Below are 19,108 nucleotides of genomic sequence, written 5' to 3' on the forward strand. Positions count from 1 at the left end.
CCCATAAAAACAATTGTTTTAATTGCGACCCTTTGGAATGGTTTATAGCGATACAATGAAAAGCCTACCTACAATTCCAAGATTTGAGGTCTTTAAGAACCGAAAAAGGATATTAAACAACCCCTTGCCTTTCCATAATGAGAATTTTGAAAAGTATGGGGATATTTTTAGGGTAAAGATAGGCTTGCGCAAGTCAGTGGTCTTTACCCGAAATCCGGGGCATATAAAACAGGTCTTACAAACACAAAACAAAAAATACCATAAATCCCCATTGCAGACCGTGGATTTGGCCAAGTATATAGGGCATGGAATATTAACTTCCAATGGGGAGCATTGGCGCACCCATCGAAGAATGGTGCAGCCCGCTTTTCATAAGAAGAAACTCCTAGGTTTATTGGGCATTATGCAAACCGCTATTCGCACCGAACTAAAAAGAATCAAACCGAATGTCGAAGAAGACATATTTCCGTTAATGGGGGATTTGGCTTTTCAAGTGGTGGCAAAATCTTTGTTTAGCCGAAGTGATATACAATTGGCCATGGCCAAACTCCAGGATATCACAGAGACCAACCAAAAAATGCTGATCAAGGAAATGCGCCAACCGTATATGAAATGGTGGTTTAACCTAAGTGGTCAAATCAGGAAGCATATGCGACTATCCGAAATTGGCCGAGATGTATTGGACAAAATAATAGAGGAGCGCATACAATCAGGGGAGGAAAAAGATGATTTGTTGGACATGCTGCTCAAAGCAAGATATGACGATGGTACCCCCATGCCACGTCGACAGTTGATAGATGAGGTAATGATTTTGTTCACTGCAGGTCATGAGACCACCGCGAATGTGTTAAGCTTTACCTTGTTCTTATTGGCAAAAAACAAAAAGGACCAGCAAAGGGTTTTTGAGGAAGTTTCCCAATTGGATTTGGATAGTGATGATATCATGCAGAATATTTCCCAACTTACATATACCAAGCAATGCATCGAGGAGAGTATGCGCTTGTTTCCACCTGCTTATGTAATAGATCGTATTTCTATTGAAGAAGATACCTTAGGAGAACTTGAAATACCAAAAAATACGTTGATATTAATGTCCATTTATGAGCTTCATAGGTATGCCAGTTATTGGGATTCCCCGTCAGCATTTAGGCCAGAGCGGTTTGATGTGCAAAATAAGAAGGACTTTCAAGACTATTATTATCCTTTTGGTGCTGGCCCTAGAATGTGTGTGGGTAATAATTTTGCGATGTATGAGATGGTATTGGCCATTGCTGAGATTATTAAGAAGTATGATTTGCAGACTGATTTGAACGAAGTTGAAATCAACCCTTTGATTTCATTGAAACCTAAAGAGGTGCCATTGGTTTTTCTTGAACGTTGATTTTCTAAAACGAAACTAAATCCAATCCAATTAAATTCCAGGCCGTTCGCTTGGGTTTTTTGATTTTTGGTATTTCCATTAAAAAATAGCTGTAAGCTTAGATGGATTGTCTGAAAAAAATAGGTTAACCACTCCCCGAACAAATAGAATTACTATAAAAAATGATTGACCGTCGTCATTGTACGTAATCAAAGCTTTACCTAATTTAAAGATGACATATATGTCTTTATGAATTGTTTTTCAGAGAGTTGAAATAGGAAACGTATCACCGTGATGGGTAACGAACAATCAATGGACCGGGTATTTATCAAGAAGTTGGCTGAACTTCTCGAAGCCAACCTGGAAAATGAACGTTTTGGCGTCAAGGAACTTGCCCAAGAAATAGGTATTAGCCGTTCCCAATTACACCGCAAGCTCCAATCCATCAATGGAAAATCAGCAAGTCGATTTATTAGGGATTATAGGCTTGGGAAAGCCATGAAAATGCTTGAGGACAATGTAGGCACAGTTGCGGAGATAGCATATCGAGTGGGATTCAATAGCCCCACATATTTCAATACCTGTTTTCATGATTATTATGGATACCCACCGGGTGAGGTAAAATATAGGAAGCCTTCGGAAATTGAAAAAGGTGGGAAGGATCGGACTTCGGATCAAGAAAAATCGACCCATCTTATGGACGAAAAGACTGAAATTGAGAAAAGGTCCATAAGGCGAAAACTTTTGTATGCCTCGATAGGCGTCGTGCTGATCTTTTCCATTTCATATGTTTTTTACAGGGATTTCTTTAAAGATAATACGACCGAAACCTTAGGAAACGAGACCCGGGGGAAGTCTATTGCAGTGATTCCCTTTAAAAACTGGAGTGGTGATCCTGAACTTGAATATATAAGTGATGGCATGACCGATGCGATTATTTCCAGATTGGCCAAGATCAAATCAATAGAACGCGTGGTTCCGTTCACATCGATGATAAAATACAAGGAAACCGATAAAAGTATACCCGAAATTGCGAAAGAACTAGGGGTTCAGCATATTCTACAAGGTAATTTTCAACTCTCGGGGAATCTATTAAAAATCAATCTGCAATTGATAGATGGCCCTTCCGACAACCATTTCTGGTCAGATGAATACGACGCAGAATGGGAAAGTAAGGAAATTTTCAAAATTCAGGCAGCGGTCGCTGAAAATGTCGCCAAAAATATGGACGTAATGATTTCGGACAATGAATTGGATGCCATCCAGAAAATACCGACGAACAATAAAGATGCGTATGCGCTATTTCTTCAGGCCACATTTCAGAGAAATCAAACCACCAAAGATTCCTATAAAAACGCTATCCCTTTATTTGAACGTGCTATTGCTTTAGATACCAATTTTACAGAAGCTTATGTCGAATTGGCCGAGGTATGGTATGAAGCTGGACTATTCTCTGGAATAATCGATCAGAAAGAAGCCTGGACAAAAGCGAAGGCATTATCATTAAAAGTACTTGAATTGGATAGTACGAACATACCAATAAAGGATTTATTACATTTTGGATACTTTACCTATGATTGGAATTTTAAATTGGCCGAAGAGTATTACCAGACCCGATTACGTAGTAATGATTTGGGACGAGATCTAGGGATGGATGTGATTTATCCCATGATGACCGGACGATATTCCGAGACACTATTGGCACTAGATCAAAGAATATCGAATATGCCCCAAACCATTTGGTCTTATCCACCAAAGGCCGGAACACTTTTTTTACTTGGTAGGAAAGATGAAGCTAGTGAATTGTTGGGAACTTGTGATACCTTGTTCACACATCATATTTATTATTTACAGGAATCGGCCAAATGGTATTATTATCTTGAAGAAGATGAAAAATCCAAAAGCCAATTACAAAAGTATATCACCATATTCACGGATCGTCCACCAGTAATACTATGGCTAAGTGCCGTACATGGGGAGATGGACGGAAATAAGGAAAGTGCAGCACAGTTTCTTAGTGAATTGAATAAAAGATACGTGGATGGGTCGTCCGGCAGTCCAGCATGGTTTATGGCCCTTTATTATTGCCATATAAGGGATTATGAAAGTGCTTTCGATTGGTTGCAAAAGTCGTACGACAGGCATGAGGTAGAATTGATATGGTTGCGTGAGGAACCACTTTTGACCCCTGTTCACAAAGATTCCCGATATTTGGAACTTTATCTTAACATCGGGTTTCCCATAAATCCACATAGTCTTCCCGAATAAATTCCCCATACTTTTCATGACATCCGGAGCCTTCTTCAACATAGTTTGAAGGCTTTGATTTATAGGTGGAAGACTTTAAAAAAAACTTTTAATAATCTGAGACATAGGTGTTTAGTATTGTAGGTACAATTGATTGATCTTTATGCTGATAATAAGTATTAACCTTTAAATCTATTGATCATGAAAGCAATTGTATTCGGTATGTTATTTATAGGCCTTACCAGCCTAGGTTACGCGCAAGAGCTCAATAAGGAAGCTAAAGAGGATGAAACCCAGGAAGTGGTTTTGGAGGGTGTAACGGTCACCGCCTTGAACATGGAGTATCTCGAAAGGGTACATGATGAAGTTACTCCTGAAGTTGTAAAAGAACTGGAACATAAGGCGGCAAGGTTCAAAATCAAAGGAACCCCAATTTATTTCAGTGAGGTTGGTCCTTACGAAGTACATTTTTCAAATAGTAAGGGAAATATTATTGCCACTTACAATCGTAAGGGTAAGATTATGGCCTCCAGTGAAAAGTTCAAGGATGTTGCATTCCCAGTGGCCGTTAGGAATTCGGTTTTCAAGGAATACCCCGATTGGAAAATTAAAAGTAGTGTCTATTTGGTTTCCTACCACTACAATAAGGGTGTAAAAAAACTATATCAATTCCAAATTGGAAAGGACAGTTATAAAAAGAATTTAAAAATTGATGTAGACGGAAATATTTTGAATTAGACAATGCTATGCTACCCTAAGATTAAGTCGCCCAATGTATTTTGGGCGATTTTTTGATACACCGGTGTTCCATTTCCTAACACATTCCACAAATAGATTTGTACATTAGCCTCAGCTGAATAAAGGATAAATTCAATAGAGGCTTAGGGTCAATGACTAGCAAACAAAATCATACACAACGCATCAAATCCGAAGCAAACCGCCTTGGGTTTTTATCGTGTGGAATTTCCAAGGCCGAATTTTTAGAGGAGGAGGCCCCTCGATTGGAAGAATGGCTTAAGAAACATATGCATGGCGAAATGGGCTATATGGAAAACCATTTTGACAAACGCTTGGATCCTACAAAGCTGGTTGAAGGTTCAAAATCGGTCATTTCCTTATTGCTTAATTATTATCCACAAGAAAGGCAGAATAAAAACAGCTATAAGCTGTCTAAATATGCCTATGGTCAGGATTACCATCATGTCATCAAATCAAAACTACGGCGACTTCAAGAATTTATTTCGGAAGAAATCGGGGAGGTCAATGGCCGTGCCTTTGTAGATTCAGCGCCGGTTCTTGATAAGGCTTGGGCGGCGAAAAGTGGTTTGGGGTGGATTGGTAAGCATAGCAATCTTTTGACCCAAAAAGTTGGCTCCTTTTATTTTATTGCCGAATTGATTATTGATATTGAATTGGAATATGATACACCGGTTACGGACCATTGTGGATCTTGTACCGCATGTATCGATGCCTGTCCCACACAGGCCATTGTAGAACCCTATGTCGTTGATGGGAGCAAATGCATCTCTTATTTTACCATAGAACTAAAAAATGAAATTCCTTCAGGGCTAAATGGGAAGTTCGACGATTGGATGTTCGGATGTGACATTTGCCAGGACGTTTGTCCTTGGAACCGTTTTTCCAAGCCACACAAGGAACCATTGTTCAATCCCCATCCAGAGTTGTTGGCAATGTCTAAAAAGGATTGGGAAGAGATTACGGAAGATGTTTTCAGAAAGGTCTTTCAAAAGTCAGCCGTAAAACGGACCAAGTATTCCGGCTTGGAGCGAAATATTGGGTTTTTAAAATAAACTTGCCCACAACGCAAACGTTTGAGTTTCGGTTGCTTTCGTTTTTCATATTATGTTTCCCCCATTTGAGCATTTAATATAGTATCTTGTTTGGCAGTTTTACCATCAAACTTTTTAAATATGGACCTCTTTAAAAAACCAACGCTAAGTTTTTGGCAAATTTTCAATATGAATGTTGGTTTTCTGGGTATTCAATATAGTTTTGGTTTACAGCAAACCGCTATAAATCCTTTGTTTTTATTTTTAGGTGCTTCTGAAGAAATGCTTCCTATTTTAAATATCGCGGGTCCAGTTACGGGTCTGATCGTGCAGCCTATTATCGGAGCAATGTCAGATAAAACCTGGTCTCCAAAATGGGGAAGACGTAAGCCTTATTTTTTAATAGGTGCGCTAATCGGAAGTTTATGTTTATTTGTTTTTCCGTCTAGTCCAGTACTTTGGTTTGCCGTAGGCCTTTTATGGATTTTGGATGTGGGTAATAATATGGCCATGGAACCTTATAGGGCATTTGTCGGGGATAAATTACCAGAAAAGCAGATGAGCCTAGGGTATCAAATGCAAAGTTTATTTGTAGGGGCTGGTATTTTATTGGCCATGGGTTCTATAGTTTTATTTCAAAATATATTTGGTGCTGAGGTCGTTGAAGGCACAGGTGTTGTTCCTACCTGGATGTATTATTCTTTCTATGTAGGAGGTGTCCTTTCTATAACTACTGTTTTATGGTCTGTTCTAAAGACTCCGGAAATTCCTCCTTCCGCAGAGGAATTAGAAGAAATCAAACATGATAAGAGCCAACCGATTGGTGCGCGTATTGCCAAGCCTTTTGCAGAAATAGCGAGTGCTATAAGAGATATGCCATCGTTTATGTGGAAGATAAGCGCGGTGTATTTGTTTCAATGGTATGCTCTTTTTGTCTATTGGCAATACATCACCCCATTGTTTATGAAAACAATGGATTATGGTATTTCTGAAGCTGCATCGCAGTCCGCTCAAATGAGTCTGACTTACAATATTGTTACCATGGTAGTTGCTCTTGCACTAGTACCGCTAACACTTAAATATGGAGGCAAGAAAATATATACCATGAGTCTTGTAGGTACCGGTTTGGCTCTTTTCATTATACCTTTTATTAGCGACCCGCTTTTGGTTTTGGCACCAATGGTACTATTTGGTATTGGTTGGGCGGCCATGATGGGTATTCCATATACCATGGTTTCAAAAGTGGTTCCTCAAGAAAGAAGGGGTGTCTACATGGGAATTTTGAATATGATGATTGTAATCCCTATGGGAATTGAAACCCTAACCTTTGGCCCGATTTACAAATATTTGTTGGGGGGTAGTGCAATCAATGCGATTCTTTTTGCCGGAGCGTTCTTTATTATTGCCGCGATATTGGCCATGCGCTTAAATGTTTCAAAAGAGGAAGCGCAGGGTTAATACTGGGTGAAATAGGCTTATTGGGCCGTAAGACAAATACTTCTAAATGCCCATGACCATGGTAGACCATACATGATATATATCGACTTTGTTGTTACATAATCAATAATTGAGCCAGTAACTTATTTTTTTCCAAAGAATACCCCTAAATTTGAAGAATAATAGTTGATAATGAGCGAAAAAAAGCTAAAAAGTGAAGCATTGGCTTATCATGCCAAGCCACAACCCGGGAAAATAAAAATTGTACCCTCCAAAAGTTACTCCACCCAACGAGATCTTGCCTTGGCCTATTCCCCAGGGGTGGCAGAACCTTGCCTGGAAATTGTCAAGAATATAGATAATGTATACAAGTATACCTCCAAAGGGAATTTGGTGGCCATCATTTCTAACGGTACCGCGGTTCTAGGGTTGGGCAATATTGGGCCAGAGGCTTCCAAACCTGTTATGGAAGGGAAAAGTCTATTGTTTAAGATTTTTGCCGATATAGACGGTATCGATATTGAAATCGACGCCACTGATGTCGATAAGTTCGTAGATACGGTCAAGGCCATCGCCCCAACATTTGGGGGAATAAACCTTGAGGATATTAAAGCGCCTGAGGCCTTTGAAATCGAACGGCGACTAAAGGAAGAACTCGATATTCCCGTAATGCATGATGATCAGCATGGTACAGCCATAATTTCCGCTGCAGCCTTGCTGAACGCCTTGGTGATTACCAAAAAGAAAATGGAAGAGGTCCGCATTGTGATCAGCGGGGCAGGGGCGGCCGCGGTCTCTTGTACCAAACTGTACAAGGCCTTTGGGGCCAAGGCCGAAAATATCGTAATGCTCGACAGTAAAGGGGTTATTCGGAAAGATCGGGGGAATCTTTCAAAGGAAAAATTAGAGTTTGCGACGGAAAGAAAAATAGATACGTTATCCCAGGCCATGAAAGATGCCGATGTGTTCATTGGCCTTTCAATAGCGGACATCGTAACCCCCGACATGTTAAAAGTCATGGCCAAGAATCCCATCGTTTTCGCGTTGGCCAACCCCAATCCAGAGATTTCATATGATTTGGCTGTAAAGACCAGAAAGGACATTATAATGGCCACTGGAAGATCGGACCACCCCAATCAAGTCAACAATGTCTTGGGCTTTCCTTTTATTTTTAGGGGTGCACTCGATGTACGGGCAACTAAAATAAATGAGGAAATGAAAATGGCGGCTGTGGTCGCTTTGGCAGAATTGACAAAACAACCCGTTCCCGAACAAGTGAATATCGCCTATTCTGAGACTAGGTTGACCTTTGGAAAGGATTATATTATTCCCAAGCCTTTTGATCCAAGATTAATCACTGAGATACCTCCTGCAATTGCGAAAGCCGCAATGCAAAGTGGGGTGGCCAAAGAGCCTATAAAGGATTGGGCCAAATATCATGAGAAATTATTGCAACGATCGGGTAGTGATAACAAAGTGGTTCGGTTGTTGCACAATAGGGCCAAGGTGAATCCTAAAAAGATCGTCTTTGCCGAAGCCAATCATTTGGATGTATTGAAAGCCGCACAAATTGTATATGAAGAAGGGATTGCCATACCCATTTTGTTGGGAAATAAGGAAGTTATCAGGGAACTGAAAAAAGAATTGGAGTTTCATGCTGACGTTGTGATTATAGATCCAAAAGATGACGATTCATTGGAAAAAAGAGACCAATATGCCACTAGATATTGGGAAGGTACCAAAAGAAAAGGGGTTACATTATATGGTGCAAAGACCAAAATGCGGGAGCGTAACTACTATGCGTCCATGATGGTTTTTGAGAATGATGCAGATGGAATGATTTCAGGTTATTCCCGGGCATATCCAACGGTTATAAAACCAATTTTTGAAGTAATAGGAAGGGCCAAGGGCGTAAAGCGTGCGGCAACAGTGAATATTATGAATACAGCGAGGGGACCATTGCTCTTGGCCGATACGTCGATTAATATTGACCCAACCGCTGAAGTGCTGGCAGAAATAGCGGTTATGACGGCAAACTTGGCGAAGGCCTTTGGTTTTGAACCTATTATTGCCATGCTGTCCTATGCAAATTTTGGATCTTCTTCACATCCTAATGCGAAAAAGGTGAACAAGGCCGTTCAAATCTTGCATGAGACCCACCCTAATTTGATAGTTGACGGGGAAATTCAAACCGATTTCGCACTGAATATGGAGCTCCATCAAAGCCAATTCCCATTCTCAAAATTAGCGGGTAAAAAGGTGAATACCTTGATTTTCCCAAATTTGGAATCGGCCAATATTACTTACAAATTATTGAAAGAACTCAATGGTGCGGACTCCATAGGGCCCATCATGTTGGGTCTCGAAAAACCGGTTCATGTACTACAATTGGGAGCCGATGTCGATGAAATGGTAAATATGGCGGCCGTTGCCGTTATTGACGTGCAAGAAAGGGAAAAGAGAAAACGAAAAAAAATTGAGTAGTAAGTAATAAGCAGTGAATATGTTGTGCAATCCGTACCCGTTCAATTTCATTTTTTAATACAGCCGAAATCCGAAACCACAAACAACGAAATACCCCATGATACATCATCTTAATGGAAAATTAGTCGAAAAAAACCCTACCAATGTCATTATTGAGTGTGCCGGGGTAGGCTATTTCGTGAATATTTCATTAAACACGTTTTCGAATATCAAGGACCAAGAGAATATTAGCCTATTCACCCATTTACAAGTTCGGGAAGATGCACATACCCTTTTCGGTTTTGCCGAGAAATCAGAAAGGGAAATATTTAGGTTGTTGCTGTCCGTTTCGGGAATCGGTGCAAGTACGGCCAGGACCATGCTTTCCTCTTTGTCCCCGGCCCAAATACGGGATGCCATTGCCCATGGTGATGCGGGTACCATTCAGGGAATCAAGGGTATAGGCACCAAAACCGCCCAGAGGGTTATTCTTGACCTTAGGGACAAGGTTTTGAAGGTCGCTGATATTGACGAAGTTTCCATCAATTCAAACAATACAAATAAAGAAGAAGCGTTATCTGCTTTAGAGGTTCTTGGATTCGTCCGTAGACAGGCTGAGAAGGTTGTCGACAGAATAGTACACCAAGACCCTTCACTGAGCGTAGAGAACATTATTAAACTGGCGCTTAAAAATTTGTAATAAGTTTGAAACAAGGGGCAAAAAAAATTCTTAAATATTCATTTAAGCTTATAATCCTATTCGTCTTTTTCCTAGCGTGCACAGAATTTTCTTACGCACAGGAAACAGAGGATGAAAATGGTGACGGGCAAGTACAGGATTCTGTACAGACCGGCTTTTCCCTTGGGAAATTGAAATTGGCCAATCCACAGAGCATTACCTCCAAATACATTTACGATGCCCAACTCGATAGGTATATTTATTCCGAGAAGGTAGGTGATTTTGATATTGGCTATCCTATTATCCTGACGCCCGAGCAGTATTTCGAACTGGTTCGCAAAGAGGACATGAAAGAGTATTTTAAGGAGAAGAACGATGCTTATTCAGGAAAGAAAGAAGGGAGTGAGGATGCGAGAAAAAACTTATTGCCCAATTTCTATATCAACAACAACTTTTTTCAATCGGTTTTTGGGGGCAACACGATCGAAGTAATTCCACAAGGTTCCGTAGCCATGGATTTAGGGGTGATATGGCAGAAAAATGACAACCCATCGCTTTCGCCCAGAAACCGTACCAATCTATCCTTCGATTTCGACCAACGTATCAGTTTGAGTATGTTGGGCAAGATCGGGGAACGACTTCAGGTTACGGCAAACTATGATACAGAAGCCACTTTTGATTTTCAGAATATCGTAAAACTCGATTATACGCCGACAGAGGATGATATTCTCCAGAAGATAGAAGTGGGTAACGTTAATATGCCCCTTAATAGTTCCTTGATCACTGGGGCTCAGAGTCTGTTTGGGGTTAAGACCCAATTACAATTCGGTAAGACAAAGGTTACCGCGGTTTTTTCTGAACAACGATCACAAAACAATACCGTTGTTGCCCAAGGTGGTGGTACCATCAATGAATTTTCGCTCACCGCCTTGGACTACGATGAGGATAGACACTTTTTCCTTGGGCAGTATTTTAGGGATGCGTATGATGAGGCCTTGGTGAATTACCCCTATATACTGAGTCAGGTACAGATAACCCGATTGGAGGTTTGGGTGACTAATAGAAGCCAACAAACCTTGAATGTGCGCAATGTCGTGGCGCTTCAGGATTTAGGGGAATCCCGGGAAGATAAAACGAGAATCGGTATCAGTAACGGAGATCCGGCAGGGTTTTTCAATAATCCTAGCAACAGCTTGCCTAGAAATAATGCCAATGATTTTGATCCATCGGCTATTGGTTCAGGCGCATTGACCGCTTCAATACGGGATATTGCCACTGTGGAAGCAGGCTTTAATATCCCCGGCTATCAAGTGAATCAAGGTTTTGATTATGCCATCCTCGAAAATGCACGAAAACTGGAGGTGAATAGGGATTATCAATTCAATACCCAATTAGGATACATCTCCTTGAACCAACGATTGAGCAATGATGAGGTCTTGGCTGTTGCGTATCAGTATACCTATAATGGTGATGTATACCAAGTAGGTGAATTTGCCAATGGAGGACTGGATGCTACCACGGTTTCAGGCGGTGTCAATGGCGTGAATCCGGTTCTGAATAACAATACCTTGGTGCTTAAGTTGCTGAAGAGTAATATCACCAATATCACGGATCCGATTTGGGACTTGATGATGAAGAATATATATGCCACTGGGGCCTATAGATTGAGTCAGGATGATTTTAAATTGAATATACTATATTCCGATCCAACACCTAGAAACTATATAACCCCTGTAGCCGAAGGTCCAGGCTCGGGTTGGCCAGATTCGCCCAAACCTTTACAAGAACGCATTCTTTTGGATGTTTTTAATCTGGACAGGTTGAATGCGTACAATGATGTACAATCCGGTGGTGACGGCTTCTTCGATTTTATTCCAGGACTTACCGTTGACACCCAAGGGGGAAGGATCATATTTACCAAGGTCGAGCCTTTTGGGCAATATATGTTCGAATTGTTGGGGGGTGGTACCTATGACGTTATCAATGACCAAGGATACAATGCAAACCAACAGAAATATGTCTTTAGGGATATGTATACCCAGACCAAGGCAGCAGCATTGCAAGATCCGGTCAAGAATAAATTTTTATTGAAAGGGAAGTACAAATCGGAAGGGACCAATGGTATCCCTATCGGGGCCTTTAACGTACCACGTGGTTCAGTGCGGGTTACCGCAGGTGGCAGAACCCTACAGGAAGGGATTGATTATACCGTGAATTATCAGGCCGGAACGGTGCAGATTTTGGATCCCAGTCTTGAGGCCTCCAATACGCCTATCAATATTTCGGTAGAGAACAATGCCGTATTTGGCCAACAGACCCGAAGGTTTACGGGTATAAATGTGGAACATCAGGTGAACAAGAACTTTATTCTGGGGGCCACGCTGTTGAATCTTAATGAACGGCCCTTGACACAAAAATCGAATTTTGGCGTTGAGCCGGTGAACAATACGATCTTCGGCTTAAATGGTAATTTTTCAACGGAAGTGCCATTCTTGACACGAATGGTCAATATGCTTCCGAATATTGATACCGATGTACCCTCTAATCTGTCGGTACGAGGCGAGGTGGCCTGGCTGAAACCAAACTCCCCCAAAAATGCCGATTTTCAAGGGGAGACTACGACCTACTTGGATGATTTTGAAGGCGCCCAGGCCTTAATAGATATTCGCTCTTCACTAGGCTGGTCACTGGCCAGTACCCCATTGGAGTTTGCGCCTGGTGGTGTGCTTGCGGGCAATTCCCCGGAAGACCCAGCGAACTTGACCAACGGTCATGGTAGGGCTAAAATGGCATGGTATACGATCGATCCTATTTTTTACACGAATCAAAGGCCATCGGGCATTAGCGATAACGACATTTCTGCCAATGCCACCAGAAGGGTATTTATCGATGAGGTCTTTCCGCAGGTAGATATTGCCCAAGGACAGACTACGGTACAAGGCACCTTGGATTTGGCATATTATCCGAATAGAAAAGGACCCTATAATACGAATACGGAATTTGCAACGGAGGCTGCCCAGGATAAATGGGCGGGTATCATGCGATCGTTGAGCAGTACCGATTTTGAGCAGTCAAATGTTGAATTTGTGCAATTCTGGGTTCTGGATCCCTATGTCGATGGAATAGCCACCGGTCCTGGCGAATTGGTGTTTAACCTTGGTAATATTTCAGAGGATATTTTGAAAGATGGTAGAAAACAATATGAGAATGGGTTGCCAATAGATGCGGATGCTTTGATCCATGAACCTTCTTGGGGGATTGTACCAGCGACCCAGGCATTGGTATACGCCTTCGATGCCAATGAAAATAATCGGGTGTTGCAGGATGTCGGATTCGATGGTTTGGATGATGCGGCCGAAGCTGCGATTTATGGTCCGGGAGAAGATCCTGCCTTGGATAATTATGAATACTATCTCAATCGCGAAGGGAGTATCTTGGAACGTTATATTGATTTCAACAATCCGGATGGCAACTCCCCGGTACAGGTGACCAATACGAACCGTGGGTCGACCACGTTACCCGATGTTGAGGATATTGACCGCGATTTGACCATGAACACGGTTAATAGCTATTATGAATATAGAATTCCTATAAAGCAGAATACCGGCATCAATGATAAATATGTGACCGATATTAAAGAGGGGGTCACCCCCGATTTGCCAAATGGCACCCAATTGAATCGCAGATGGATCCAATATAAGATTCCGTTAAGCGATTTTACAGATGCTGTTGGAGGTATCAACGACTTTAGGTCCATTAGTTTTATGCGTATGTACCTTACCGGGTTTAGCAGCGATGTTGTACTCCGTTTTGCTACCTTGGATTTGGTGCGTGGGGATTGGCGAACCTATACCAAGACCTTGGAGGACGAATTGATCGACAATGATCCTTCGGATGATGGGACCCTGGTTGATGTGAATACGGTTAATATTGAGGAGAATAGCACCCGTTCCCCCATTCCTTATGTACTGCCCCCAGGTGTGGTTCGGGAACAGCTGAACAATAACAATACGATTATCCGTCAAAATGAGCAATCCTTGTCCTTTAAGGTCGATAATTTACAATCACAGGATTCGCGTGGGGTTTTTAAAAGTTTGAATATCGATATTCGACAGTATAAGAAATTGAAGATGTTTATGCATGCCGAAAAGATCAATAATAGTGATTATTCGGATGATGATACGCCGTTGGTAGGGTTCTTACGATTAGGGACCGATTTGTCGCAGAACTACTATCAGGTGGAATTGCCCTTGCAGTTTACTCCCCATGGTTCGGTATCAGATACGGAGATTTGGCCCGATGTCAATGAAATGGAATTGCTTTTAAGCGATTTGAATAAGGTGAAATCGCTACGGATTGCCAACAGGACCAATACTCCTTTGAACGAATTACAATTTTTTGAAGTCGATAATGGGGAAGTGGTTCCCATTGCTGAATTTGCGCCTAGGACCTTGGGAAGACTGAGGATTGGTATTCGCGGTAATCCTTCTTTAGGGAGCGTTCGTAGCATGATGGTCGGTATCAAGAACATCGATGACCTACCGGCACAGGGTGAGGTCTGGTTCAATGAGCTTCGTTTGGCAGGATTGGATAATAATGGCGGTTGGGCCGCAATCGCTTCCATAGATGCCAATATTGCCGATTTTGCAAACATCTCGGCCACAGGAAGTAAAAGCACGTCCGGTTTTGGGGCCATTGACCAAATGCCCAATGAACGTGCCAGGGAGGATGCCATTTCCTATGATTTGGTGACCAATGTGAATGTGGGGCAATTATTGCCTAAAAAATGGGGTATACAAGTACCTGTGAACTACGGTATATCGGAGCAAATGATAACGCCCGAATTTGATCCTGTCTATGATGATTTAAGATTGGAAGACCGAATCGCCGCCGCTGATACACAAGACGAAGCCGATCAGATTTTGGAGCAGGCCGAGGATTATACCAAACGCACCAGTATAAATTTAATCGGCGTTCGCAAGGACAGAGGGGAAGATGCCGAAGCCAATTTCTACGATATTGAGAACTTCACCTTTAATTATTCCTATAACGAGACCGATCATCGGGATTTTGAGATTGCAACCCTTCGAGATCAGAACGTAAATACGGGCTTTGTCTATGCGCACAATTTCAAACCTATTGAAGTCGCACCTTTTGCCAAAAAAGATTCCCTGTTTACAGGGGAATATTGGCAATGGTTGAAAGACTTGAACTTTAATTTGTTGCCGACCAGTGTTTCGGTCAATTCCAATATCAATAGGCAATTCAACCAACAACGGTTCAGGGAGGTATTCGAACCAGGGGTAGAGTCTTTGGATCTGCCGTTTCTTCAGCAACGTAATTATATGTTCAATTGGCAGTATGCCATTAACTATAGCCTGAGCAAATCCCTAAGTCTTAACTTGACGGCTAGCAATAACAATATCGTTCGCAATTATTTTAAGGAAGATGGGAATCCCGATTCTGATATCAACGATGCCTTGGGATTATGGGATGGCTTTTGGGATTTGGGCGAACCCAATCGGCATTCACAGCAAATGCAATTGAACTATGAATTGCCATTCAACAAAATTCCCGCACTCGACTTTATAAATGCCCAATATTCCTATACCAGTAATTTTGACTGGCAACGTGGGGGCGATGCGCTACGCATAGTGGCCGGGGATGATATCAATACCGTTCAGAATGCCAGTACGCATAATTTGACCGCGTCATTGAGTATGCAAAAATTCTACGATTTGATCGGACTTAAAAAGCGCGATGGTAAGGGTACGGCAAGACAGGTGCCGGTTCGAAGGGACAAGGCCGGAAATACGGTCACTGAAACCAAGGCCCCGGAACAGAAAACAGGTGCCTTGTTCAATACGGCCATTGATATCGTGACGATGGTAAAGAGGCTCAATGTGAATTATAATGAAAGTAATGGTACGGTACTCCCAGGATATACGCAATCCATAGGATTCATAGGTACCGCCAGACCCACCATTGGTTTTGTTTTTGGCAGTCAGGCTGATGTGCGATACGAAGCCGCCAGGAATGGCTGGTTGACCAACTTTGCAGATTTTAATGAACAATTCATCAAAAGGACGAACAAACAGTTGAATATTACTGCTACGGCACAACCGATGCGGGATTTGACCATTGACCTTTCTGCAGACAGGCAATATTCCAGTAGCTATCAAGAAAATTTCGAGATCAACGACCTCGGTAATGGGCAGTTCGAGTATATCAACCAATTGGGCAATGAGTATGGTAATTTCAGCATTTCTACGGTAATGATCGGAACGGCCTTTACCAAAAGCGATGAATTCACTTCGGAACTCTTTGAGACCTTTAAACAAAACAGGATCACCATTGCGAACAGACTGGTATCCGATCGCGGTGAATTACCTGGAACACTTGACGATGATGGATTTCCCGAACGTTACGGTAAAACGCAACAGGATGTGCTTCTTCCGGCATTCTTTGCCGCCTATACGGGGCAGGATGTAAATCGGGTGAACTTAGACGCATTCAGGCAGATTCCCATTCCCAATTGGAATATCAAGTATACGGGACTTATGCGTAACAAATGGTTCAAGAAGAAATTCAAGCGTTTTTCATTAAGCCATGGCTATAGGGCTTCCTATAGTATCAATTCCTTCCAAACCAATTTGGAGAAACAGAATACCCAGTTCGATGTTGAGAATGGGGATAGGTTACCCGATTTGATTCTGAACAATTTGGTATTGACCGATCAGTTCAATCCCTTGATGCGTGTCGATTTTGAGATGAAAAACTCCGTAAGTATCTTGGCCGAAATTCGTACCGATAGGGCATTGTCTTTAAGCTTTGACAATAATTTGATGACCGAGATCAATGGGAAGGAATATACCGTTGGCTTGGGCTATCGTATTAAAGACGTAAAATTCGTAACGAACATTGGGGGCAATAAGACCCGGTTAAAAGGGGACCTTAATCTTAAGACCGATGTTACCCTACGAGATAATATCACGATCATCCGAAATCTGGATATCGACAATAATCAAATCACTTCGGGGCAAAATTTATTTTCCCTTAAGTTTACGGCAGACTATGCCTTGAGCAAAAACCTGAACGCATTGTTCTTCTACGATCATTCATTCTCAAAATTCGCTGTCTCAACGGCGTTCCCTCAAACCACGATCAACACAGGGTTTACCTTAAAGTATAACTTCGGTAATTAAGTAGAGAACCCTGGATTCTTATAGGGCAAACACTACGCGCTTAACACCTCGTACTTCGTCCCACCTATGTTTCGCTACCGCATCCATCATTACCATACCCCTAGTCTTGTTTAGACGAGCTCGGTATAAACCTTCAAAAGGGGAATTGCTTTGTATTGTACTTTGTGCCTCTTACTTTTAGCTTCGTACCTTTTACTTCGTACTTCTTCCCTTTACTTTCCTTTTTCTTTGCTCCGTCAACCATCAACCATCAACCATCAACCATTTACTTCCAGCTTCTAACCTCTTACTTCGTACCTCGTACCTTTTAAGGTTTGAACTTGGACTTTATTTTCTTGAATTTCGATATCAAATCAGTTACATTTGCCTCACTAATTCTAAAAAGTTCAAGATGAACATACCTTCAGATATACATTATACAAAAGACCATGAATGGGTGCGAATAGATGGCGATGTTGCCACCGTAGGCATCACTGACTTTGCCCAAGGCGAATTAGGTGATATCGTTTATGTAGAGGTTGAGACCGTTGATGAGACCTTGGGAAAGGACGAGGTTTTCGGTTCAGTGGAAGCCGTTAAGACCGTTTCCGATTTGTTTTTGCCTTTAAGTGGGGAAATCATTGAATTTAATGAAGGTTTGGAAGATGAACCGGAAAAAGTGAACACGGATCCTTATGGCCACGGTTGGATGGTAAAGATAAAAATAAGTGATACCAGTGAAATCGATAGTTTGCTGAACGCTGCAGATTATAAAACATTAATAGGTGCATAAAAAGCACTTTTTTGCGATTCTATTTGTAAGCTGGATGATGTTTGTTACATTTTCCAGCTTATATTCTTTCGATCAAGATGAACTTTCTTCGATTAACATCCCTAATGCGGATAAACTTGTCCATTTTACGTTCTATTTTGTAGGTTTGGTTTTGGGGTCATTGTATATTCTGCAATTGAAAGGTCAAGGCCATGTGCTTTTAAGAAAAATAAGTATATTGGCTTTTTTCTTGATATTATTTGGTATAATTATTGAAGTAATTCAGGGGACGATGACCCTGAATAGGTCCGGTGATTTTTTTGACGCATTGGCCAATACAACGGGCGTAGCACTGGGTTTTATCGTTGTTTTCAGGGTATTTTATAAACAAAGAGGGTTAAAATAATGTATTCCTTGTTATTATGTCAATTATTTAGTTAAATTAGCGAACATTAAAAAAAGTAAAGATGGAATTAAAAAAGAACCCAAAAGCAGATTTAAGAAGGAATAGCGGTACCTATTTTGTAATAGGCCTTGCTGTTGTCATGTTTTTGGTTTGGAGAGGTTTGGAATGGAAGACGTATGAGAAAACCAATGAATATGATATTTCCATGAATGTTGAGGATATGTTGGATGAGGAAGTTCCAATGACCGAACAAATCAAAACACCACCACCACCACCGCCACCTGCAGCACCCGAGATCATCGAGATCGTAGAGGATGAGGTTGAGGTTGAGGAAACGGTAATCGAATCTACTGAAACCAGTCAGGAAGAAGAGGTTATTGAAGTGGAAGATGTAGAAGTGGAAGAAGTTGAGGAAGATATTGATGTTCCTTTTGCAGTGATCGAGGATGTGCCTATTTTTCCGGGCTGTGAAGGCGAAAAAGGGAAAGGTGCAAAAGCCATGCGTGATTGTTTCCAGTCTCAAATGCAAAAGCATATCAGCAAAAATTTCCGATACCCTGAAATCGCCCAGGAAATGGGTGTTCAAGGAAGAGTAAACGTAATGTTCGTTATTCAAAAAGATGGAAGTATTGGTAGCGTTAGAATGCGTGGGCCGGACAAGAACCTGGAAGCAGAAGCAGCCAGGATCATCAGTAAGTTACCTAAAATGACGCCAGGTAAGCAAAGAGGTAGGGCAGTAAGGGTTCCTTTCAGTATCCCTATTACCTTTA

Annotated in this window: 11 protein-coding genes; all 11 read left to right on the plus strand. The window is 41.6% G+C overall.

The genetic code is table 11. The features are described 5' to 3' along the window. Nucleotides 1–55: 55 nt before the first annotated feature. Complete coding sequence (locus WBM98_RS17255; protein ID WP_424367260.1) at nt 56–1,381, plus strand: cytochrome P450; 1,326 nt, start codon at nt 56–58, stop codon at nt 1,379–1,381. Between the two features lie 273 nt (nt 1,382–1,654). Continuing rightward, entirely contained in the window at nt 1,655–3,628 is a 1,974-nt protein-coding gene (locus WBM98_RS17260) for a helix-turn-helix domain-containing protein (RefSeq protein ID WP_424367261.1), read from the plus strand. Nucleotides 3,629–3,808: 180 nt separating this feature from the next. Continuing rightward, nucleotides 3,809–4,345, plus strand: coding sequence for a hypothetical protein (locus tag WBM98_RS17265; protein ID WP_424367262.1), 537 nt, complete (start codon nt 3,809–3,811; stop codon nt 4,343–4,345). A gap of 152 nt (nt 4,346–4,497) precedes the next feature. Beyond that, nucleotides 4,498–5,418 carry a tRNA epoxyqueuosine(34) reductase QueG gene (queG, locus tag WBM98_RS17270; RefSeq protein ID WP_424367263.1) on the plus strand — a complete coding sequence of 307 codons (921 nt, stop codon included), beginning with the start codon at nt 4,498–4,500 and terminating at the stop codon, nt 5,416–5,418. 120 nt (nt 5,419–5,538) lie between these two features. Further along, a complete protein-coding gene (locus WBM98_RS17275; protein ID WP_424367271.1) occupies nt 5,539–6,855 on the plus strand; it encodes an MFS transporter in 1,317 nt (438 codons plus the stop codon). Nucleotides 6,856–7,026: 171 nt separating this feature from the next. Beyond that, nucleotides 7,027–9,318, plus strand: a complete 2,292-nt coding sequence (locus WBM98_RS17280; protein ID WP_424367264.1) for an NADP-dependent malic enzyme — start codon at nt 7,027–7,029, stop codon at nt 9,316–9,318. 97 nt (nt 9,319–9,415) lie between these two features. Beyond that, nucleotides 9,416–9,997, plus strand: a complete 582-nt coding sequence (ruvA, locus tag WBM98_RS17285; RefSeq protein WP_424367265.1) for a Holliday junction branch migration protein RuvA — start codon at nt 9,416–9,418, stop codon at nt 9,995–9,997. A 5-nt stretch (nt 9,998–10,002) separates the two neighbouring features. After that, on the plus strand, nt 10,003–17,181 hold the full coding sequence (sprA, locus tag WBM98_RS17290) for a cell surface protein SprA (protein ID WP_424367266.1): 7,179 nt from the start codon (nt 10,003–10,005) through the stop codon (nt 17,179–17,181). 391 nt (nt 17,182–17,572) lie between these two features. Next, nucleotides 17,573–17,953 carry a glycine cleavage system protein GcvH gene (gene gcvH, locus WBM98_RS17295; protein WP_424367267.1) on the plus strand — a complete coding sequence of 127 codons (381 nt, stop codon included), beginning with the start codon at nt 17,573–17,575 and terminating at the stop codon, nt 17,951–17,953. Beyond that, a complete protein-coding gene (locus WBM98_RS17300) occupies nt 17,946–18,338 on the plus strand; it encodes a VanZ family protein (protein WP_424367268.1) in 393 nt (130 codons plus the stop codon). Before gcvH ends, WBM98_RS17300 begins: the two co-directional genes overlap by 8 nt. Before the next feature lie 61 nt (nt 18,339–18,399). Next, a partial coding sequence (locus tag WBM98_RS17305; protein ID WP_424367269.1) for an energy transducer TonB occupies nt 18,400–19,108 on the plus strand: 709 nt, incomplete at its 3' end.

This window comes from Maribacter sp. (genome assembly GCF_049667165.1).
GTDB lineage: Bacteria > Bacteroidota > Bacteroidia > Flavobacteriales > Flavobacteriaceae > Maribacter_A.